Source organism: Enterococcus sp. AZ120, from assembly GCF_050546165.1.
In the GTDB taxonomy this organism is placed as follows: Bacteria; Bacillota; Bacilli; order Lactobacillales; family Enterococcaceae; genus Enterococcus; species Enterococcus faecalis.
Map to the genome: position 1 here is coordinate 1,111,688 of NZ_CP172950.1, position 18,584 is coordinate 1,130,271.

At 37.8% G+C, this 18,584-nt stretch carries 12 protein-coding genes and 1 riboswitch; of the genes, 8 read left to right on the top strand and 4 right to left on the bottom strand.

The window, feature by feature from the left end:
- Positions 1-97: 97 nt before the first annotated feature.
- On the bottom strand, positions 98-2,437 hold the full coding sequence (locus IGJ46_RS05430) for an ATP-binding cassette domain-containing protein (protein ID WP_010712386.1): 2,340 nt from the start codon (positions 2,435-2,437) through the stop codon (positions 98-100).
- 124 nt (positions 2,438-2,561) lie between these two features.
- Here IGJ46_RS05430 and IGJ46_RS05435 point away from each other — a divergent pair, with 124 nt between their 5' ends.
- Positions 2,562-3,071 (top strand): MarR family winged helix-turn-helix transcriptional regulator, encoded by a 510-nt coding sequence (locus IGJ46_RS05435; protein WP_002365578.1) that lies wholly within the window; start codon positions 2,562-2,564, stop codon positions 3,069-3,071.
- A 37-nt stretch (positions 3,072-3,108) separates the two neighbouring features.
- Here the strand turns inward: IGJ46_RS05435 and IGJ46_RS05440 are convergent, their stop codons facing one another.
- The 3 genes from IGJ46_RS05440 to IGJ46_RS05450 all read right to left on the bottom strand — a co-directional run bounded on the left by IGJ46_RS05440 (position 3,109) and on the right by IGJ46_RS05450 (position 6,655).
- Positions 3,109-3,972 (bottom strand): sugar ABC transporter permease, encoded by an 864-nt coding sequence (locus IGJ46_RS05440; protein WP_002360454.1) that lies wholly within the window; start codon positions 3,970-3,972, stop codon positions 3,109-3,111.
- A gap of 3 nt (positions 3,973-3,975) precedes the next feature.
- Complete coding sequence (locus tag IGJ46_RS05445) at positions 3,976-5,319, bottom strand: carbohydrate ABC transporter permease (protein ID WP_218391534.1); 1,344 nt, start codon at positions 5,317-5,319, stop codon at positions 3,976-3,978.
- A gap of 85 nt (positions 5,320-5,404) precedes the next feature.
- Positions 5,405-6,655, bottom strand: coding sequence for an extracellular solute-binding protein (locus IGJ46_RS05450; RefSeq protein WP_218391535.1), 1,251 nt, complete (start codon positions 6,653-6,655; stop codon positions 5,405-5,407).
- Between the two features lie 259 nt (positions 6,656-6,914).
- Here IGJ46_RS05450 and IGJ46_RS05455 point away from each other — a divergent pair, with 259 nt between their 5' ends.
- From IGJ46_RS05455 to IGJ46_RS05485, 7 genes are all read left to right on the top strand, one after another.
- Complete coding sequence (locus tag IGJ46_RS05455) at positions 6,915-8,681, top strand: glycoside hydrolase family 13 protein (RefSeq protein ID WP_010710421.1); 1,767 nt, start codon at positions 6,915-6,917, stop codon at positions 8,679-8,681.
- A 27-nt stretch (positions 8,682-8,708) separates the two neighbouring features.
- Positions 8,709-10,334: a glycoside hydrolase family 13 protein gene (locus IGJ46_RS05460; RefSeq protein ID WP_218391537.1), complete on the top strand. Its 1,626-nt coding sequence runs from the start codon at positions 8,709-8,711 to the stop codon at positions 10,332-10,334.
- Between the two features lies 1 nt (position 10,335).
- The gene (locus IGJ46_RS05465; protein ID WP_218391538.1) at positions 10,336-11,949 is read left to right on the top strand and encodes a glycoside hydrolase family 13 protein; all 1,614 of its coding nucleotides are present in this window, start codon (positions 10,336-10,338) and stop codon (positions 11,947-11,949) included.
- 170 nt (positions 11,950-12,119) lie between these two features.
- Complete coding sequence (locus tag IGJ46_RS05470) at positions 12,120-12,701, top strand: TMEM175 family protein (protein WP_002392546.1); 582 nt, start codon at positions 12,120-12,122, stop codon at positions 12,699-12,701.
- An 81-nt stretch (positions 12,702-12,782) separates the two neighbouring features.
- A riboswitch (M-box (ykoK) riboswitch) is annotated at positions 12,783-12,950 on the top strand.
- A gap of 223 nt (positions 12,951-13,173) precedes the next feature.
- A complete protein-coding gene (mgtA, locus tag IGJ46_RS05475; protein WP_002413922.1) occupies positions 13,174-15,786 on the top strand; it encodes a magnesium-translocating P-type ATPase in 2,613 nt (870 codons plus the stop codon).
- A gap of 598 nt (positions 15,787-16,384) precedes the next feature.
- On the top strand, positions 16,385-17,500 hold the full coding sequence (gene pdhA, locus IGJ46_RS05480; protein ID WP_002357768.1) for a pyruvate dehydrogenase (acetyl-transferring) E1 component subunit alpha: 1,116 nt from the start codon (positions 16,385-16,387) through the stop codon (positions 17,498-17,500).
- A 2-nt stretch (positions 17,501-17,502) separates the two neighbouring features.
- On the top strand, positions 17,503-18,480 hold the full coding sequence (locus IGJ46_RS05485) for an alpha-ketoacid dehydrogenase subunit beta (protein ID WP_002357767.1): 978 nt from the start codon (positions 17,503-17,505) through the stop codon (positions 18,478-18,480).
- Positions 18,481-18,584: the final 104 nt, after the last annotated feature.

Consider the following 18,584-nt stretch of genomic DNA (forward strand, 5'->3'; position numbering starts at 1 on the left):
ATTAAGCATTCACAATCATTTAGTATACGGTGGTTTTATAAAAATTACAAACAAAAAATAATCCTTTAAGAGAAATTAAAGGATTATTTTTTGTTATTTATTCTGCACGTAAAGCAACTGCCGCATCTTTTTTGGCTGCCATTCGGGCAGGAATATGGCCACCAATCATGGTTAAGATTGTGCTAATTACAATCAAAATAATCCCGTGAATTGGATTTAAGGTGGCAACATTTTCTAAATCAGTCAGGTTATAGAGCACTGCATTGATCGGAAATGTTGCGAGAAAGGCGATCACAACACCAAGAATGCCAGAGGCAACGCCTAAAATAGCAGTTTCGGCATCGAACACCCGGGTAATATCTTTTTTACGAGCTCCTAACGCTTTCAGGATACCGATTTCTTTGGTCCGCTCAATGACAGAAGTATAGGTGATAATCCCAATCATAATCATACTTGTAACAAGGGAAATCCCAGCAAATGCAATCAGCACATAGGTGATGGCATCCATTAAACCACCTGTTAAGCGGGTCATTGTTCCAGCTAAATCAGAATAGATGATTTGGTCTTTTTTATCTTTTCCTTTGTTATAAGCATCTAAATAATCAAGAATTTTATCTTTTGATTTGAAGTCGTTTGGATAAATCATAATACTTGAAGGGATTTCATTCGCTCCTAAATAAGACAACAGGTTTTCTTTCGCGGAAGCATCTAATGTTTCGTTAGTCATAACGTTAGTGTTGCTGGCTTCTTGCGCTTTAACAATGTCAGAGGTTTTGTTTTTGGCAATCATATTAGTTGAAAGTGCATCGCTATAAGCAATTCCAGGTGCTAATAGATTCATTGTTGAAGAATCTTTAATTCGCAAAATCCCTGAAATTGTTAATTCAGTATTTTCTGGGTTATCGTAAACAGCTTGCAAATCTTGGTTAGGAATGAAGTTGCCTGTCGATAATTTGGTGTAAAATGCATTATTATTGGCTAATTTCATTTTTGTGCCAACAATGTCTGAAAAGGCAATCTTTTGATTATCTTTCACGTCAAAGCCAAGATTTTTTAAAGCATTAATATTGGTGGTATTGTTACTATCGACGATTAAAACGACATCGGTTTCTTTTTCTGGATAATTTCCTTCAAGCAACGAGTAATTGTCTTTTAAGAAATTGTTTTTTCCATTTTCTAGTTGTTTAGGAAAAGCAGAAACGCCGACGCCAGTTTGGGCAGCCATCATAGAAGCCATCGCGTTTGATTGGCCGTCGGGTGCATCGTTTGAAAATTTGACAGCTTGTGCTTTCCCGTTGATTTCTCTTAATAAGTTCATATTGACTAGACGAGTATAGCCGATATTATTACTTAATTCAGGATCAATGTGATTGACATAGTCAATAAACTTTTGATCAATTAAATTCGTGTGTTGCGCACGGTCCGCATCGCTAATTTTAGCAGTCACTTCTTTTTCTTTCGGGAAGGTGCCTTTTTTGTCCTGATTGTTGAAACTTTCTGGATCTTGATCTGTCGCTATTTTAGAAATGGTAATCGGAAATTGCGCTAACGTTTCCGACTGAGTTTTATCAATTTGTTTCTGGAATCCTGTTGAAAGAGAAAGGACAATCGCGATACTGATAATTCCGATACTTGAAGCAAAGGCGGTTAAAAAAGTTCGCCCTTTTTTAGTGCGGATATTATTAAAAGATAAACGCAGCGCAGTCGTGAATTTCATTTTGGTGCGTTTCAATTCGAAAGGTTCTTTTTTTTCATGTTCAATATGAGGACGTGAGTCATGACGAATTTGGCCATCTGAAAATTCAATAATTCGATCAGCGTATTCGTGAGCTAATTCAGGATTGTGGGTCACCATAATAACTAATTTTTCTTTCGAAAGTTCTTGGATAAGTGCCATAATTTGCAGGCTAGTTTCTGAATCCAATGCACCAGTTGGTTCATCACAAAGTAAAATATCGGGATCATTAGCTAAAGCGCGAGCAATGGCAACCCGTTGCATTTGACCGCCAGATAATTGGGAAGGTTTTTTATGGATATGGTCCTTCAAACCGACACGGATGAGTGCATCTTCGGCTTTTTGGCGTCTTTCTGCTTTTGAAATACCACTTAGTGTCATACCAAGCTCGACATTATCCAAAATCCCTTGATGACTAATTAAGTTGTAACTTTGAAAAATAAAACCAATTGAGTTATTCCGATAAGCATCCCAGTCGGCTTCTTTAAAATTTTTTGTTGATTTGCCGTTAATGATTAAGTCACCAGAATCGTAATTGTCCAATCCGCCAATCACATTCAACATCGTCGTTTTACCAGAGCCGCTGGGACCCAGAATGGCTACAAATTCTTGTTTTCGAAAAGCGACAGAGACGCCATCTAAAGCTTTAGTGGTCGTTCCGCCGACAGTATAATATTTTTTTATCTCTTTGAGTTCTAGCATATTTTTCGCATCCTTCTTCCAATTTATCAACAACACAACCTTAAGTTAGTGTATAACGTAACATAATAGTTAACAAAAATCAATCATTACCATTTGATAATCAAGTGAATTTAGTATACACTAGGTGGGAAACGAGGGAGAACATATGGATAAAGAGAAGCATTCATCAAATTTAGATATTAGTGTCTTTACTGAAATTTTTTCATATATGAGCCAATTGCTTTTTAAAGACCTAGACTTGGAGGATCTAAAATTAACCAAGTTAGACATGTTAATTTTATTAATTGTGGCAACGAATGAAGGAATCAGTATGACAGAGTTAGCCAACCAAGTAGGAACGTCGAAAGTTCAAGTGAGTCGCTCTATTGCGGGGTTAGAAGAACGAGCGATTGTTCAACGTCGCCATAATCAAGAAAATCGCCGCGTGGTTAATGTTTATACAACAAAAGAAGGCGAGAAGCTCTTTAAGCAAAAAGAAAATCAAGTAAAACAGCAACTATCTGAAACGCTTAGTGTTCTTTCCTTAGAGGATTATCAAGAGGTCAATCAACACTTTTTGGCGGTCATGAAAATTTTGTCCAATTATCAAGCGCTACGAAGAAAAACGTGTAAGGAAAACAACGCCAAAAAATAAAAAACATCGTTTGGCTATAAACCAAACGATGTTTTTTCTAGCCTTTGACAGAGCCAGAAGTCACGCCTTCTACATAGAAACGTTGCATTAATATAAATAAAATAGTAATTGGAATGGCAATTAGCACACATCCTGCTGTAAAAGCCATGAATAGTGAATTGGCTGTTGATTTGGTCATCATCGAAAAGAGACCAATCGCAACGGTGTAATTTTCAACTTTATCACCCATAATAACTTTTGCGAAAATAAAATCCATCCAAGGGCCCATGAAGGCGGTTAAAGAAGTATAGACAATAATTGGTTTCGACAATGGCAACGTAATTTTTGTGAAAATTTGCCACTTGTTGGCACCGTCAATCATAGCCGATTCGTCTAAAGCCATCGGAATGGTATCGAAGAACCCTTTGGCGATGTAAAAACCTAGCGCCGAGCCTGCAGAGTAAACCAGAATTAAAGCGAATAAACTTTCAGTTAAATTTAAGGCTTTTAAAATATAGTAAACGGCAATCATGCTCATAAAACCAGGGAACATATTTAAAACGAGCGCCACTTTTAAAAATGGTTTTCTTAAGCGGAAACGCAACCGTGACAGCGCATAAGCCATTGCGATTGTAATGAAAGTTGATAACAGACAGCTTGCGATGGAGACGAACAAGGTGTTCAAAAACCAACGGACAAAGGGGAAGTTGCCAGTCTGATTTGTTAATAATACTTTATAGTTTTCTAAAGTGAATGTTTTGGGAATGATATAGGGAACAAATGCACCGCCTTCGCCACGAAAACTTGTTAAGATAATCCACACAATGGGGAACATCCAAAAAACTGCTAAAATGGTTAGAATGATGTAAACGCTGGTAAGTGCAGTGCGTTGTTTTTTCTGGTAACTTTTTGCTTTAGCCATAAGTTACGCCTCCTTAAATGAATTCGTCCGTGTATAGGCAATTAAACTGAAGACTGCGGAAAGAATGAAGATTAAAATACCAATCACAGAGGCTAAATTGTAATCCATTGTATCGACAGTCAATTTGTATAACCAGGTAACTAAAAGGTCAGTTGAGCCTGCACCGTAGAAGTTAGAATTGGCTGGCCCACCACCTGTTAATAGATAAATGACATTAAAGTTATTGATGTTGCCAATAAACTGTTGAATCAGCGCCGGGGTCATCACAAATAGAATTTGTGGAAACGTAATACTTTTAAAAATTTGCCATTTATTGGCGCCGTCAATTCTAGCAGCTTCGATTTGATCTTCAGGGAGATTTTGGATAATCCCTGTAGAAATTAACATCGTAGCAGGAATACCAATCCACATATTGACAACAATAATGGTTAATTTTGCCCAATTCGGATCTGTTAAGAAGGGGATAGAAGAATCGATTAAGCCCCAGTTTAACAACAGAGCATTGATAGGTCCGGAACCATTTAAGAGGTTTCGCATAATTAAAAGTGAAACAAACGGAGGTACGGCCATCGTGATGACAAAAATAGTCCGCCAAAACGCTTTATATTTTAAGCCTTTTGTATTGATAAGCAAGGCTAAAATGATTCCAAAAAAGAAACAAGTTGCGGTTGCGAAAACAGCCCAAATCAAGGTCCAGCCAAGTACTGGAAAGAACGTTGAAGCCATATCGCCTGTGATTACATTGCCTAGATTTGCCAATCCAACCCAAGTAAAAAGGTTTTTCGGTGGCAAATGGTTATGGTCGTAGTTGGTAAAGGCAATTGAAATCATATATAACAACGGCAAGATTGTAAAGAAAAGAACGCCTAGTAAGGGGATCGTCATTAAAGTTGCATGGAAACGTTCGTTTAACAAGCTACGTAAATCATCCATAGTTGTTGGAATTTTTTTGCCGGCTGTCTTTAATTCATATAGGTGACGGGCGCTTTTTAAATTGATTACATATAAAATGATTAGCGATAAACAGACTAAAATTGCTGCAATTCCGAATAATAATAAGAGCATTGAATTATCGCCTTCTTTTAGAACTTCAATCCCTAAAGAATCATCATATACTAATCCTTGCTGTTGGGTCCCTAGTGTTCCTAGCATCATTAATGCGTGGAAACCATTACGGATTAACCAATAGATAAAGCCAATTTCAGCTGCTAAAAAGATGATTCCCTTTAACCACTGCTTGTTGGCGAAGTTTGCAGCACCCATAACTAAAAAAGATAGTTTTGTAGCGAAGTCGCCTTTTTTAAAGACCTCTCGAAATGACGTCTGGGCTTTCTTTTTCTTGAACATCTTCGTTCACTCACTTTCTACTTAAATAAAAAAGATAGAGGAAATGGGACAGCAGATTGAAGCTCGTCCCATTTCTTTACTCTTTTTATTCTTTTGCTTCTTTTGATGTGTCTTGGACTAATTTATCTAATTTTGCTTGATAGTCCGCAGGTTTGATATTGCCTTTGTACGTATCATTGATCACTGCATCCATTGCAGGCCAGAATGAAACGATTTCTGGGATTTTTGGCATTACCACAGAGTGGGTTGGTTGTGCCATTTCTAAGATAGCTTTTGCAACAGTATCTTGTGTAATTTCTTCGTTTGTTTGTAATTTTTTGTTTGAAGGGACAAAGCCAATTTCTTTAAAGTAAGTCATTTGTGCTTTTTCGCTGGTTAAATAGTTTGCTAATGTCATTGCGGCCAATGGTGCTTGTGTTTGTTGGTTGACAGCAAAACTACGAACGCCCAAGAAAGCTTTCATTTGTTTTTCTCCATTGCCAAAATCAATGGTTGGATAGGCAGCAGCCCCCATTTTGTCGCCAAGAGCTTTTTCTACATCGTTTTTAGACCAAGGACCAGAAAGGAAGGCATCCGTTTTGCCAGAACCTAGATTAGACAATGCTTCTGTATTTGATTGGATCACACCAGGATTATTTTTTTGATCGGCAATCCATTGTAATACTTCTATACCTTGTTGGTTATTAAAGTTGGTACCTTTTGGATCTTCGCCGTTTTCACCATATAAGTAATCGCCGTTACTCATAAATAGAGGACCGAAGATATAATTTGCGCCATCTTCGCCAAAATTGGTACCGATTTTTCCTTTTTCAGTTAAAGACTTCCAAGTTTTGATTTCCTCTGGAGAATACGTATCTTTGTTATAATAAAGAACTTGTGACTCTACGGCATAAGGGTAGGCATAGACTTTGTCTTTCCAAGTGACTCCTGCGACTGCCGAGTCGATATTGTTTTCTTTGACTTCTTTTTCATATTTTGTGTTAGGGTAAATCAGACCAGCTTCTGCCATTTGACCAATTTGATCATGTGGCATCATGAAAACATCTGCGGCAGCTTTAGGATCTTTTGCAATGTCTTTTTTAGCATCTGCCGAATTTCCAGCAGTTAAGTTAACTTTAATATCGGGGTTTTCTTTTTCAAAATCGGCGACAACTTTTTTAAAGACGCCCATATATTCAGTATCAACCCATAATTTTACGTCACCAGCTGCTTTATTTGCTGAACCGCTTTCATTTTCAGCTTTCGTTTTTTCTGCGCCACCACAGGCAGTAAGTAAAACCGCGGAAGCACTTAAAAGGATACCGCCTATTAAAATCTTTTTCCAATTCGCTTTCATTTTTGAACCCTCCAAAAATTATTTTTTACAAGTCTTATTATGCAACCGATTGCGGAAATAATCAAGTGTTTTTCATCGAGAAAGTTAAAAAAGTTTTTTTGTTATAAATAACATACTGTTTATTTAAAGTGGTGTATACCACTAATTAAGCATTTTAAATAAAAAAATAAAAAAGGGTATACAAATGCAATCGTTTGCGCTAAAATGTGTTCGAGTATTAGAAAATACACGAAAAGCGACAATTAAAGGAGAGAATTAAATGAACACTGCTGCAATCTACCATCGTCCAGAAAGTGAATTTGCTTATCTTTATACAGAAGAAACAATGCATATTCGTTTGCGTACGGCAAAAGGCGACATTGCCTCTGTCCAATTAGTGCAAGGAGATCCTTATCTTTTAGGAAAAGAAAAGTGGTACCAACAGTCGTTAACCATGGAGAAGTTAGTATCTACGGAGTTATATGATTACTGGTTTATTGCATTAAGTGCAAAATTTAAACGCCTTTCATATGCTTTTACTTTAGTAGGGACGGATGGTTTGAGGGCGTTTTATGGCGAACACGGCATTTATCCTTTAGAAGAAAAGTATTTAGCGATGGCGAATAATTATTTTCGGATGCCGTATTTTCATGAAATCGATCGTTTTAAAGCACCTGAATGGGTAAAAGAAACGGTTTGGTATCAAATATTTCCAGAGCGTTTTGCAAATGGTGATCCCGCCAATGATCCTGAAGGGACGTTGCCGTGGGGATCTAAAAGACCAGATCGACAAGATTTTTTTGGTGGGGATTTGCAAGGGGTGCTAGATCATCTTGATTACATTGAAGATTTAGGTGTTAATGGCTTATATTTTTGCCCGATTTTTGAAGCGTTTTCTAATCACAAATATGATACGATTGATTATTTAAAAATTGACCCAGCTTTTGGTGATGGCGCTACCTTTAAGCGTTTAGTCGAAGAGTGTCATCGACGGGGCATTAAGATTATGTTGGACGCCGTTTTTAATCATATGGGGGACACTTCGCCTCAATGGCAAGATGTGTTAAAAAATGGCCAGGACTCAATTTATGCCGATTGGTTCCACGTAAATGAGTTTCCAGCTAGCTATGAAGAAAGTGCTGATTTTGAAGAAGCAAGCAACATTACCTATGATACTTTTGCATTCACTCCGCATATGCCTAAATTAAATACAGCAAATCCAGAAGTGCAAGCCTATCTTTTAGAAATTGCTCGTTATTGGATTGAGGAATATGATATTGACGCCTGGCGTTTAGATGTGGCAAACGAAGTGGATCATGCGTTCTGGAAAAAATTCCGGCAAACATGTGATGACGCAAAAGAAGATTTTTATATTTTAGGAGAAATTTGGCACTCGTCGCAAAGCTGGCTCCAAGGAGACGAATTTCATGCAGTGATGAATTATGCATACACAGATGCGATTATGGGATACTTTGTCAAGCAAGAACTGTCCTTGGAAAAGATGCTTTCTGAAATGAACAACCAGTTAATGCTTTATCGACAACAAACGAATCAAATGCAGTTTAATGTTTTAGATTCCCACGATACACCACGCTTATTGCATGAAACGAAAGAGGATAAAGAGTTGATGCGCCAAGTATTAGCGTTTACGTATATTCAACCAGGTGTCCCTTGTCTTTACTATGGTGATGAAATTGGTATGACAGGTGATATGGATCCTGATTGTCGTCGTTGTATGGTTTGGGAGGAAAATCAGCAAGATTTGGATTTGAAGGAATTTGTAAAATCATTGATTGCCCTTCGCAAAAAGTATGCGGCTGTTTTTTCTGGTGGAACAATCGATTGGACAGGAACTTCTTTTGAAACGGGGTTGATTAGACTCGCTTGTCGTTTGGAGGAACAGACGATTTATGGGATTTTTAATACTGGCCAAGAGACACAATTTGTCGATAGAACTGATCGAGAAGTTTTGCTAAGTTCTTCTATCGAAATTGCTTCAGAACAGATAATGGTTTTACCAAAAGGTTTTCTTTTATATCAAGCATAATAATTAAGCAAAGGAATGTGAAGAAGAATGGAAAAACATTGGTGGCAAGAAGTCGTGGTTTATCAGATTTATCCTCGCAGTTTTAAGGATAGCAATGGAGATGGCATTGGAGATTTACCAGGAATTATTGAAAAATTGGATTATTTGGAAACGTTAGGCATTGGGGCTATTTGGTTATCACCAGTTTATCAATCACCCAATGATGACAATGGTTATGACATTTCTGATTATGAAGCGATTATGACAGAGTTTGGGACGATGGCGGATATGGATCGTCTAATTGAGGAAGCGAAAAAGCGAAAGATTGAAATTATTATGGATTTAGTGGTTAACCATACGTCAGATGAACATCGTTGGTTTATTGAAGCGAAAAAAAGCAAGGAGAACCCCTACCGAGACTATTATGTATGGGCTGATCCTGCTTCAGATGGCGGTGCGCCTAACCGATTGAAATCTGCCTTTTCGGGTTCGGCGTGGACGTTTGATGAAGCGAGTGGGCAATACTATTTGCATTTGTTTAGTAAAAAACAACCAGATTTAAATTGGGAAAACCAACAAATGCGTCAGTCGGTTTACGAGATGATGAATTTTTGGATTGATAAAGGAATTGGCGGTTTCCGTTTAGATGTAATTGACTTAGTGGGTAAAATTCCAGGAGAAGAGATCACCGCGAATGGACCTCATTTACATCGTTATTTACAAGAAATGAACGCCGCGACATTTGGAGGCAAAGAGCTGTTAACTGTAGGTGAAACATGGGGGGCCACACCTGAAATTGCAAAAATGTACTCTAGTCCAGAGCGTCATGAATTATCTATGATTTTTCAGTTTGAACATATGAGCTTGGATCAACAACCAGGTAAAGAAAAATGGGACCTTCAGCCAATGGAAGTTGCCAAGTTGAAACAGGTTTTTGCAAAATGGCAAACAGAATTAGGAAATGATGGCTGGAATTCTTTATTTTGGAATAACCATGATTTACCGAGAATGATTTCGCGTTGGGGAAATGATCAGGAACATTGGTTGGAAAGTAGTAAGTTATTCGCTATTTTACTGCACATGATGAAAGGCACACCTTATATTTATCAAGGGGAAGAAATTGGTATGACCAATACGCCGATTACAGATATTCGTGAAGCACGGGATATCGAAACAATTAACATGTACCATGAGTATCTAGAAAAAGGATATTCTAAAGAAGAAATTTTGCTGAAAATTAATACTAAAGGTCGCGACAATGCACGCCGGCCTATGCAGTGGACCGCTGAAAAAAATGCGGGCTTTACGACTGGTACACCTTGGATTGATGTTAATCCCAATTATCAAACGATTAACGTCGCTGCTGCTTTGGCAGATAAAAATTCACTATTCTATACGTACCAAGAAATGATTCGTTTGAGAAAAGAACATCCTTTAATCGTTTGGGGCAACTTTGAATTGCTAGAAACAGTGGACGAAGTGATCAGTTTTTATCGTACCTATGGTGAGGAACGCTGGCTTGTTGTAACGAACTTTTCTGACAAAGTTCAGCCATTTTCTGCAGACGTTCATGTAGAACAAGTAATGATTGAAAATATGCCGACAGATGTCACTGCTTTAGCAGACTATTCGTTAGCGCCTTGGCAAGCATTTGTTGTGAAAGTGAGTCAATAAGATGGAACAATGGTGGAAAAATGCTGTCGGTTATCAAATTTATCCTCGGAGTTTTAAAGATAGCAACGGGGATGGCATTGGTGATTTGCAGGGAATTATTGAGAAATTACCGTATTTAAAAGAACTAGGGGTCGATTTTTTATGGTTAAATCCGATTTACACTTCGCCAAACGTTGACAATGGTTATGATATTGCGGATTATCAAGGGATTCAGCCAGAATTTGGTACGATGGAAGATTTTCAAGAACTTTTGGACCAAGCGCATCAATTAGGTTTGAAGATTATTCTTGATTTAGTGGTCAATCATACCAGTGATCAACATCCGTGGTTTGTTGAAGCGAAAAAAAGTTTAGATAATCCGTATCGTGAGTATTATTTATGGGCCGATGCGACACCAGATCGTATGCCGAATGAATGGCAAAGCTTTTTTGGTGGCTCGACTTGGACGTATGACGAAGGTACAAAGCAAGCATATTTTCATGTGTTTGCAAAAGAGCAACCTGATTTGAACTGGAAAAATCCTAAAGTTCGTGAAGAGATTTATGCGATGATTCGCTGGTGGTTAGATTTGGGAATTGATGGTTTCCGATTGGATGCGATTAGTCATATCCAAAAAGAACCTTGGGATTTTAAAATTACCACGAATCCGTGGGCTCCATTTATGAATGTAAAAGGCATTGAAGACTATATGCTGGATTTGAAAGCTATTTTTGCTGAGTATGACATCATGACAGTGGGGGAAGCTAGTGGCGTTTCAAGTAAAAAAGCGGTGGGATGGACCAATGATGCAGGCTATCTGAATATGATTTTTGAATTAGAGCACAATGTTCGAGAAGGAAAGCCAGGAGAAGAACGGTTAAATATTTTAGGCTATAAAAAAGTAATGGCTCGCTGGCAAAAGCATTTAGGGACAGAAGGCTGGAATGCATTATATGTAGAAAATCATGATAATCCCAGAATCAATTCAATTTTAGGCAATGAAACCTCTCATTCTGCTAAGGCGATTGGAACAATCGCCTTGCTCTTGCGAGGAACGCCGTTTATTTATCAAGGACAGGAAATCGGCATGGTTAATTATCCGTTTCAACAGATTGACGAGTTAGATGCTAAAGATTCCCATAACCATTATCGTTTGCTTATAGAAAATGGCTACGATGCGAAACAAGCATTAAAAGAAGTGGCGCATTGGACGCGGGACCATTCGCGTACGCCTATGCAGTGGACGAGTCAAGAGGCAAGTTCATTCACCTCGGGGCATCCGTGGTTAGCAATTCATCCCAATTTCAAAGAAATAAATGTGGCTGACCAAGAAACGGATGCACAATCCGTGTTGAATTATTATAAAAAGTTAATTGCGCTGCGGAAAGAAAATCCAGTCTTTACAGATGGACAGTTTGAACTATTAGCGCCCAATCATCCGTCTGTTTTTGCTTTTTTAAGAAAAACAACTGAGGCAACAGCGTTAGTGATTGTCAATTTAAGTGGAGAAAAGTGCCAATTTGACTTGCCGAATAAATTACTAGGCAGAAAGTGGCAACAATTATTAGGGAATCAAGATTTTACGGTGAAGAAACGGATGCAGTTAGCACCTTATCAGGCAGGCGTATTCCAATAACTGATTTGTTCTATAACGAGTGCAAGAGGCTTACTTTTAAGTGGGGCTCTTGCACTCGTTTTTAGGAACTTCAACAACCGAGAGACTTCGTAAATAATTGAATTTTTACAGAAATGCGTTATACTTACTTTGAGTAAGTTATTTAATTTTTATGAAAGTAGGGGGAAATGATGCCGAAAACACGTGTAGAAGCATTTACAGATGCAGTGATTGCGATTATTTTAACGTTATTAATTTTAGAATTAAAAATTCCTGAAAAAGCAGATTGGTCTGCTCTGACTCAATCTGGACACAAAATCATTATTTATTTAATTAGTTTTGTTACTTTATTGATTTATTGGAACAATCATCATCATTTATTTCAAAGTGTCCGTAAAATTGATGGACGTGTCCTTTGGATGAATAATTTATTAATTTTGACGTTGACGTTTTTCCCGTTTGTTACTGGTTGGGTAGGTGAACATCCATTTTCTTGGCCGCCACAAGCTTTGTATGGCTTAGTAGTATTAGGAGCTGATGTTGCTTATTATCTAGTGGTGCGGGCATTGATTCAGGCAAATGGGCCCAAATCCGAAGTACAACGTTTGTTTGGCCACTATCCAAAATTAACGCTTTCGATTGTGTTGAATATTATTGCGTTGATTGTAGGCAAACTAGTAGCGCCAATCGCTGTCCTGATTATTGATACGATTGTTTTAGTCATGTGGTTTATTCCTGAGCGAAAAGCAGAAATAAAGGAAATTTTAAAGTAGTTATTTTTTATTTATAACAAAAAAGTCATAAATCTTTTGACAAGAATGTCAAACTCCTCTATTATAAGAAGTGGATAAAAACTGAATAATTGTTAGGTGAGGCTCCTATTTGGACAAATGCTGCTGCCGCGAAAGGATCGAGAGACCCTTAGTTGGTTGAACAGGAATAATCGTGAAGGTTATTCATAATGTAGCTGATACATGTTATCTACGCCCTATAGTGCTAAAGCTCAACGATAGAGAATCTTATTTAAAGATGGTATTTTGGGACGTACTCTATTGTTGAGTAGGTCCTTTTTTGTGTGTTTGGCAAAAAAGCAATTATTCACTGGAAGTATAAATAAGAAAAAGAAAGGATGACTGTCATGGAAGACCCTGGAAGTGAACAGAGAAACAAAATACAGTCACCAACGAAAGGAGAAGATTTTAGCGCTCTTTTCGGCAGGTGACCACAACCTTGGAGGAAAAGAAAATGATGAACAAAAAAACAATGGATATGAGAAAAGCAACCAAAGATCAAGAATTACGTAAATTGGCTTTGCTTTCTGAACGGGAATTAATGATGGAATTACGGACATCTGAAAAAGGACTCTCGAATGAAGATGCCGAAAAAAGATTAGAGGAATTTGGACCAAACGAAGTTTCTGCACAAAAGCCAACCCCAGCAATTATTTTATTTTTAAGTGCATTCAAAGATCCGTTTGTCTATGTCTTAGCCTTATTGATGGTCGTTTCAACTTTAACGAAAGATTTCGAAGCCGCTATCGTGATGGGCGTGATGATTTTAGCCAGTGTCTTGATTGCTTTTATACAAGAGTATCGTTCTCAAAAAGCGAGTTTGGATTTAAAAGAATTAATTGAAAATACCGCTGCAGTGACACGGGAAGGAATTACGAAAGAAATTCCAATGGACGAAATTGTTCCAGGAGACATTGTAACTTTAGCTACAGGAGACATGATTCCTGCAGATGCCGTGTTGATTTGGACCAAAGATTTATTCGTTAATCAATCGTCGCTAACAGGCGAATCCATGCCTGTCGAAAAATTTGTGGATGCAGGTGTGGATCGTCAACAAACAGAGGTTTCTGCATTAGATATGCAAGACCTAGTGTTTATGGGCACAGATGTCTTGAGTGGACAAGGAAAAGCGATTATTTTAAAAACTGGGCAACATACATTTTTTGGTGATATTGCTAAAAATGCTACAACACAACGAGGAAAAACTAGTTTTGACTTAGGCTTAGCAAAAGTCAGTAAGTTTTTATTACGAATGGTAATGATTTTGTTTCCAATCGTTTTCTTGATTAATGGTTTAACTAAAGGTGCTTGGGGCGAAGCGTTTTTCTTCGCGATTGCCGTTGCAGTTGGTTTGACACCAGAAATGTTGCCAATGATTGTTACGAGTAACTTAGCCAAGGGTGCATTATCCTTATCGAAACATAAAGTCATTGTTAAAGAATTAGCGGCTATCCAAAATTTAGGTGGTATGGATGTGCTCTGTACAGATAAGACTGGAACGATTACCGAAGATCGTGTAGTTTTGGTTCAACATTTGAATCCATTAGGTGATTTGAGTGACGAGGTTCTAAATTTAGCCTACTTAAATTCTTCTTATCAAACAGGTTGGAAAAATTTAATGGATATTGCCGTTATTAATTTTTATGAAGAGCATCAATGGAAAACGCCGTTTAAAAATGTCACTAAAATTGATGAAATTCCTTTTGATTTTTCCAGACGCCGCTTAACGGTTGTCGTGAATGCAGATGATCATCAATTGATGATTACGAAAGGCGCCGTGGAAGAAATGGAAGAAGTGTGCACGCATGCGCAAATTAATGGCGAAATTGTACCATTAAGCAGTGCTGTACGAGAAGAACTACGCCGAGTAAATGTTCAAATGAACAAACAAGGGATGCGTGTGTTAGCGGTAGCTGTAAAAAAAGATGTCCATAAAGAAGCAGTTTATTCAGTTGAAGATGAAAAAGAGATGACATTGATTGGGTTTATGGGGTTTCTTGATCCAGCAAAAGAGTCAGCCGTCAGCGCTATCCGCTCCTTACATGAACATGGTGTCAACGTGAAAGTGCTAACGGGCGATAATGACATTGTCGCCAAAAAAGTCTGTAAAGATGTAGGCATTGAAGTTTCCCATGTGTTATTAGGTTCTCAAATTGAAGCAATGACAGATGAAGAGTTGCGGGCGCAAGTAGAAGAAACTAATTTATTTGCCAAATTAAATCCGATGCAAAAATCTAAAATTATTGAATTGCTACAAGCAAAAGGTCATACGGTTGGTTTTATGGGGGATGGCATTAATGATGCACCGGCATTACGAAAAGCTGATGTGGGCATTTCAGTAGATACTGCAGCTGATATTACTAAAGATGCTAGCTCGATTATTTTACTGGAAAAAAGTTTAAATGTACTGGAATCTGGTGTGATTGAAGGACGAAAAGTATTTAGCAATATGATGAAATATATTAAAATTACCATCAGTTCTAATTTTGGGAATGTCTTTTCAATTTTAGTAGCCAGTGCCTTTTTACCATTTCTACCAATGCTTTCCTTACAACTCTTGATTCAAAATTTGATTTATGATGTAGCTCAGTTGACAATTCCTTGGGATAATGTCGATGAAGAAGAGTTATTAAGCCCTGTTCGGTGGGAAACGAACGGACTAGCGAAATTTACGGTATGTATTGGCCCGGTAAGTAGTATTTTCGATATTCTAACGTATCTTGTCATGTGGTTTGTGTTTAGCGCCAATAGTTTGGCAACTCAACATTTATTCCAAACAGGTTGGTTTATGGTGGGACTTGTTAGTCAAACGTTAGTTGTTCATATGGTCCGGACGCGGAAAATACCATTCATTCAAAGTCGTGCGTCAATGCCTGTGATGCTAAGTAGTTTAGGTGCAATCTTACTCGGTTTCTTGATTGTAGCAACGCCCATAAGAGAGGTTTTTGACTTTGTGAAACTTCCGGCTAACTACTGGCCATGGTTCTTTGGAATCATCATTGCGTACATGTTAACTGTTGAAGTAGCTAAACGTTTATATATTAAAATTACCAAGGAATGGATTTAGTAAAATCTACTGAAAGAGAAAAGAATTTGCTAAGCTGTATTACTCGTTTTGCGAAAATTTGGTGATTTTAAGCAATGAATGTTCGTGATAAAACCTAAGGTAAAGTATTTGGCAAAAAAACGAGCCAAAAAAAATAAAAATTAACGAAAAAAACTTTGTTCTCTAAAAAATAAAAAACCGCATGCTGAGTAGGTTACTCGGCTGACGGTTTTTATTTTTTGGTTTTTTCAAGATAATTTTCATGAAAACGTAAAGTTCGGAAATCAGATTACTAGCCAGCTTGGGGATGAGGGGGCTCGAATTAATAGAACTGTTATATAATATTTTCAAAATAGAATATAACAGTTGGGAGAAAAATAGTACAGAAGAAGTGTGGAACAGAAACCGTTTTCTTGTTTGTGAAAATTATCACTAAACCGCAAAAACATGCGGTTTTGCTCTTTTGTGAAAAAATGAAGAAATTAGAGTTTTTTTCTTGCGCTTTTTCGAATTTAGTGATAATTTGTTAAGTGTAGTCGATAAAAAGTAATACAGTTTCGCACTCTGTTTTACTTTTATCGAAATTAAAGAAACGTAATAGAGAGGATTGTGTGACAAAATGGCAAAGGCTAAGAAACAAAAACCTATTGACTTTAAAGAGCTAATGGCTAAAGTCGACGCTGATTTCCCAACTTTCCAAATCTTGGATCAAGATGGAAAAATTGTGAATGAAGATTTAGTACCTGATTTATCGGATGAGGAATTAGTTGAATTAATGACACGCATGGTTTGGTCTCGTGTGTTAGACCAACGTTCTACTGCATTAAACCGTCAAGGACGCTTAGGATTCTTCGCGCCAACAGCTGGACAAGAAGCAAGCCAATTGGCAAGTCAATTTGCAATGGAAAAAGAAGACTACTTACTACCAGGTTACCGTGATGTACCTCAATTAGTACAACATGGTTTACCATTAAGAGAAGCTTTCTTATGGTCTCGTGGTCACGTAGCAGGGAACTACTACGCGGAAGATTTAAATGCATTACCACCACAAATTATCATTGGTGCTCAATACATCCAAGCAGCTGGTGTTGCTTTAGGATTGAAAAAACGTGGAAAAGAAAATGTTGTCTTCACTTATACTGGTGACGGCGGTTCTTCACAAGGGGACTTCTATGAAGCAATTAACTTTGCTGGTGCTTACCAAGCAAACGGTGTCTTCATTATCCAAAACAATGGTTTTGCGATTTCTACACCTCGTGAAAAACAAACAGCGGCTAAAACTTTAGCTCAAAAAGCTGTTGCAGCAGGAATTCCTGGTATTCAAGTTGATGGTATGGATCCATTAGCAGTTTACGCAATTGCAAAAGAAGCACGCGATTGGTCAGCTGCAGGAAACGGTCCAGTTTTAATTGAAACATTAACTTATCGTTATGGTCCACATACTTTATCTGGAGACGATCCAACACGTTACCGTTCAAAAGAAATGGATGACGAATGGGTACAAAAAGATCCATTGACTCGTTTCCGTAAATATCTAACAGATAAAGGCTTATGGTCTGAAGCAAAAGAAGAAGAAATTATTGAAAAAACAAAAGAAGAAATCAAAGTAGCGATTGCAGAAGCGGATAAAGCGCCAAAACAAAAAGTTTCTGATTTCTTGAAAAATATGTTTGAAGTTCAACCTCAAACAATTAAAGAACAAATTGCATTTTATGAAGCGAAGGAGTCGAAATAAAAATGGCACAAAAAACTATGATCCAAGCAATTACAGATGCCTTAGCTCTTGAATTAGAGAAAGACGAAAATGTCTTAATCTTCGGTGAAGACGTTGGTAACAACGGTGGGGTTTTCCGTGCAACTGAAGGTTTACAAGAAAAATTTGGTGAAGACCGCGTCTTCGATACACCTTTAGCTGAATCTGGTATCGGTGGATTGGCTTTCGGTCTTGCCTTGCAAGGTTACCGTCCAGTTCCTGAAATCCAATTCTTTGGTTTCGTTTTTGAAGTATTTGACGAAATCGTTGGTCAAATGGCTCGTACGCGTTACCGTATGGGTGGAACTCGTAATATGCCAATTACTGTTCGTGCCCCATTTGGTGGTGGTGTTCATACACCAGAACTTCACTCAGATAACTTAGAAGGATTAATCGCACAATCACCAGGTGTTCGTGTTGTTATTCCATCAAACCCTTACGATGCAAAAGGACTATTAATTTCATCTATTCGTAGCAACGATCCAGTTGTTTACTTAGAGCACATGAAATTATACCGTTCATTCCGTGAGGAAGTGCCAGACGAAGCTTATGAAGTGCCTTTAGATAAAGCGGCTGTAACTCGTGAAGGAACAGACGTATCAATCATCACTTACGGTGCTATGGTTCGTGAAGCGATTAAAGCAGCTGATAGCTTAGCGAAAGACAATATTTCAGCAGAAATCATTGACTTACGTACAGTGGCTCCTTTAGATGTGGAAACAATTATTAACTCTGTTGAAAAAACTGGCCGTGTGGTTGTCGTTCAAGAAGCACAAAAACAAGCTGGCGTTGGCGCTATGGTTGTTTCTGAAATTTCTGAACGTGCCGTATTATCATTAGAAGCACCAATCGGACGTGTATCTGCTCCAGATACAATCTTCCCATTCGGACAAGCAGAAAATATCTGGTTACCAAATGCGAAAGATATCGAAGCAAAAGCTAGAGAAATCGTCGAATTTTAATAGTTATTCGAAGTAGATAAACGAAGAATTAAACAGGTGGATTACGGCTATAGGCATGAAATGTTCAGCTACTATAGTCGTTTCCCCGCGTTTTGCTCCTAAGA

What these genes read in the sequence shown, in the direction of transcription:
- IGJ46_RS05430 (WP_010712386.1), bottom strand. Translation starts at nt 2,437, where the DNA reads ATGCTAGAACTCAAAGAGATAAAAAAATATTATACTGTCGGCGGAACG.
- IGJ46_RS05440 (WP_002360454.1), bottom strand. Translation starts at nt 3,972, where the DNA reads ATGGCTAAAGCAAAAAGTTACCAGAAAAAACAACGCACTGCACTTACC.
- IGJ46_RS05445 (WP_218391534.1), bottom strand. Translation starts at nt 5,319, where the DNA reads ATGTTCAAGAAAAAGAAAGCCCAGACGTCATTTCGAGAGGTCTTTAAA.
- IGJ46_RS05450 (WP_218391535.1), bottom strand. Translation starts at nt 6,655, where the DNA reads ATGAAAGCGAATTGGAAAAAGATTTTAATAGGCGGTATCCTTTTAAGT.
- IGJ46_RS05455 (WP_010710421.1), top strand. Translation starts at nt 6,915, where the DNA reads ATGAACACTGCTGCAATCTACCATCGTCCAGAAAGTGAATTTGCTTAT.
- IGJ46_RS05460 (WP_218391537.1), top strand. Translation starts at nt 8,709, where the DNA reads ATGGAAAAACATTGGTGGCAAGAAGTCGTGGTTTATCAGATTTATCCT.
- IGJ46_RS05465 (WP_218391538.1), top strand. Translation starts at nt 10,336, where the DNA reads ATGGAACAATGGTGGAAAAATGCTGTCGGTTATCAAATTTATCCTCGG.
- IGJ46_RS05470 (WP_002392546.1), top strand. Translation starts at nt 12,120, where the DNA reads ATGCCGAAAACACGTGTAGAAGCATTTACAGATGCAGTGATTGCGATT.
- mgtA (WP_002413922.1), top strand. Translation starts at nt 13,174, where the DNA reads ATGATGAACAAAAAAACAATGGATATGAGAAAAGCAACCAAAGATCAA.
- pdhA (WP_002357768.1), top strand. Translation starts at nt 16,385, where the DNA reads ATGGCAAAGGCTAAGAAACAAAAACCTATTGACTTTAAAGAGCTAATG.
- IGJ46_RS05485 (WP_002357767.1), top strand. Translation starts at nt 17,503, where the DNA reads ATGGCACAAAAAACTATGATCCAAGCAATTACAGATGCCTTAGCTCTT.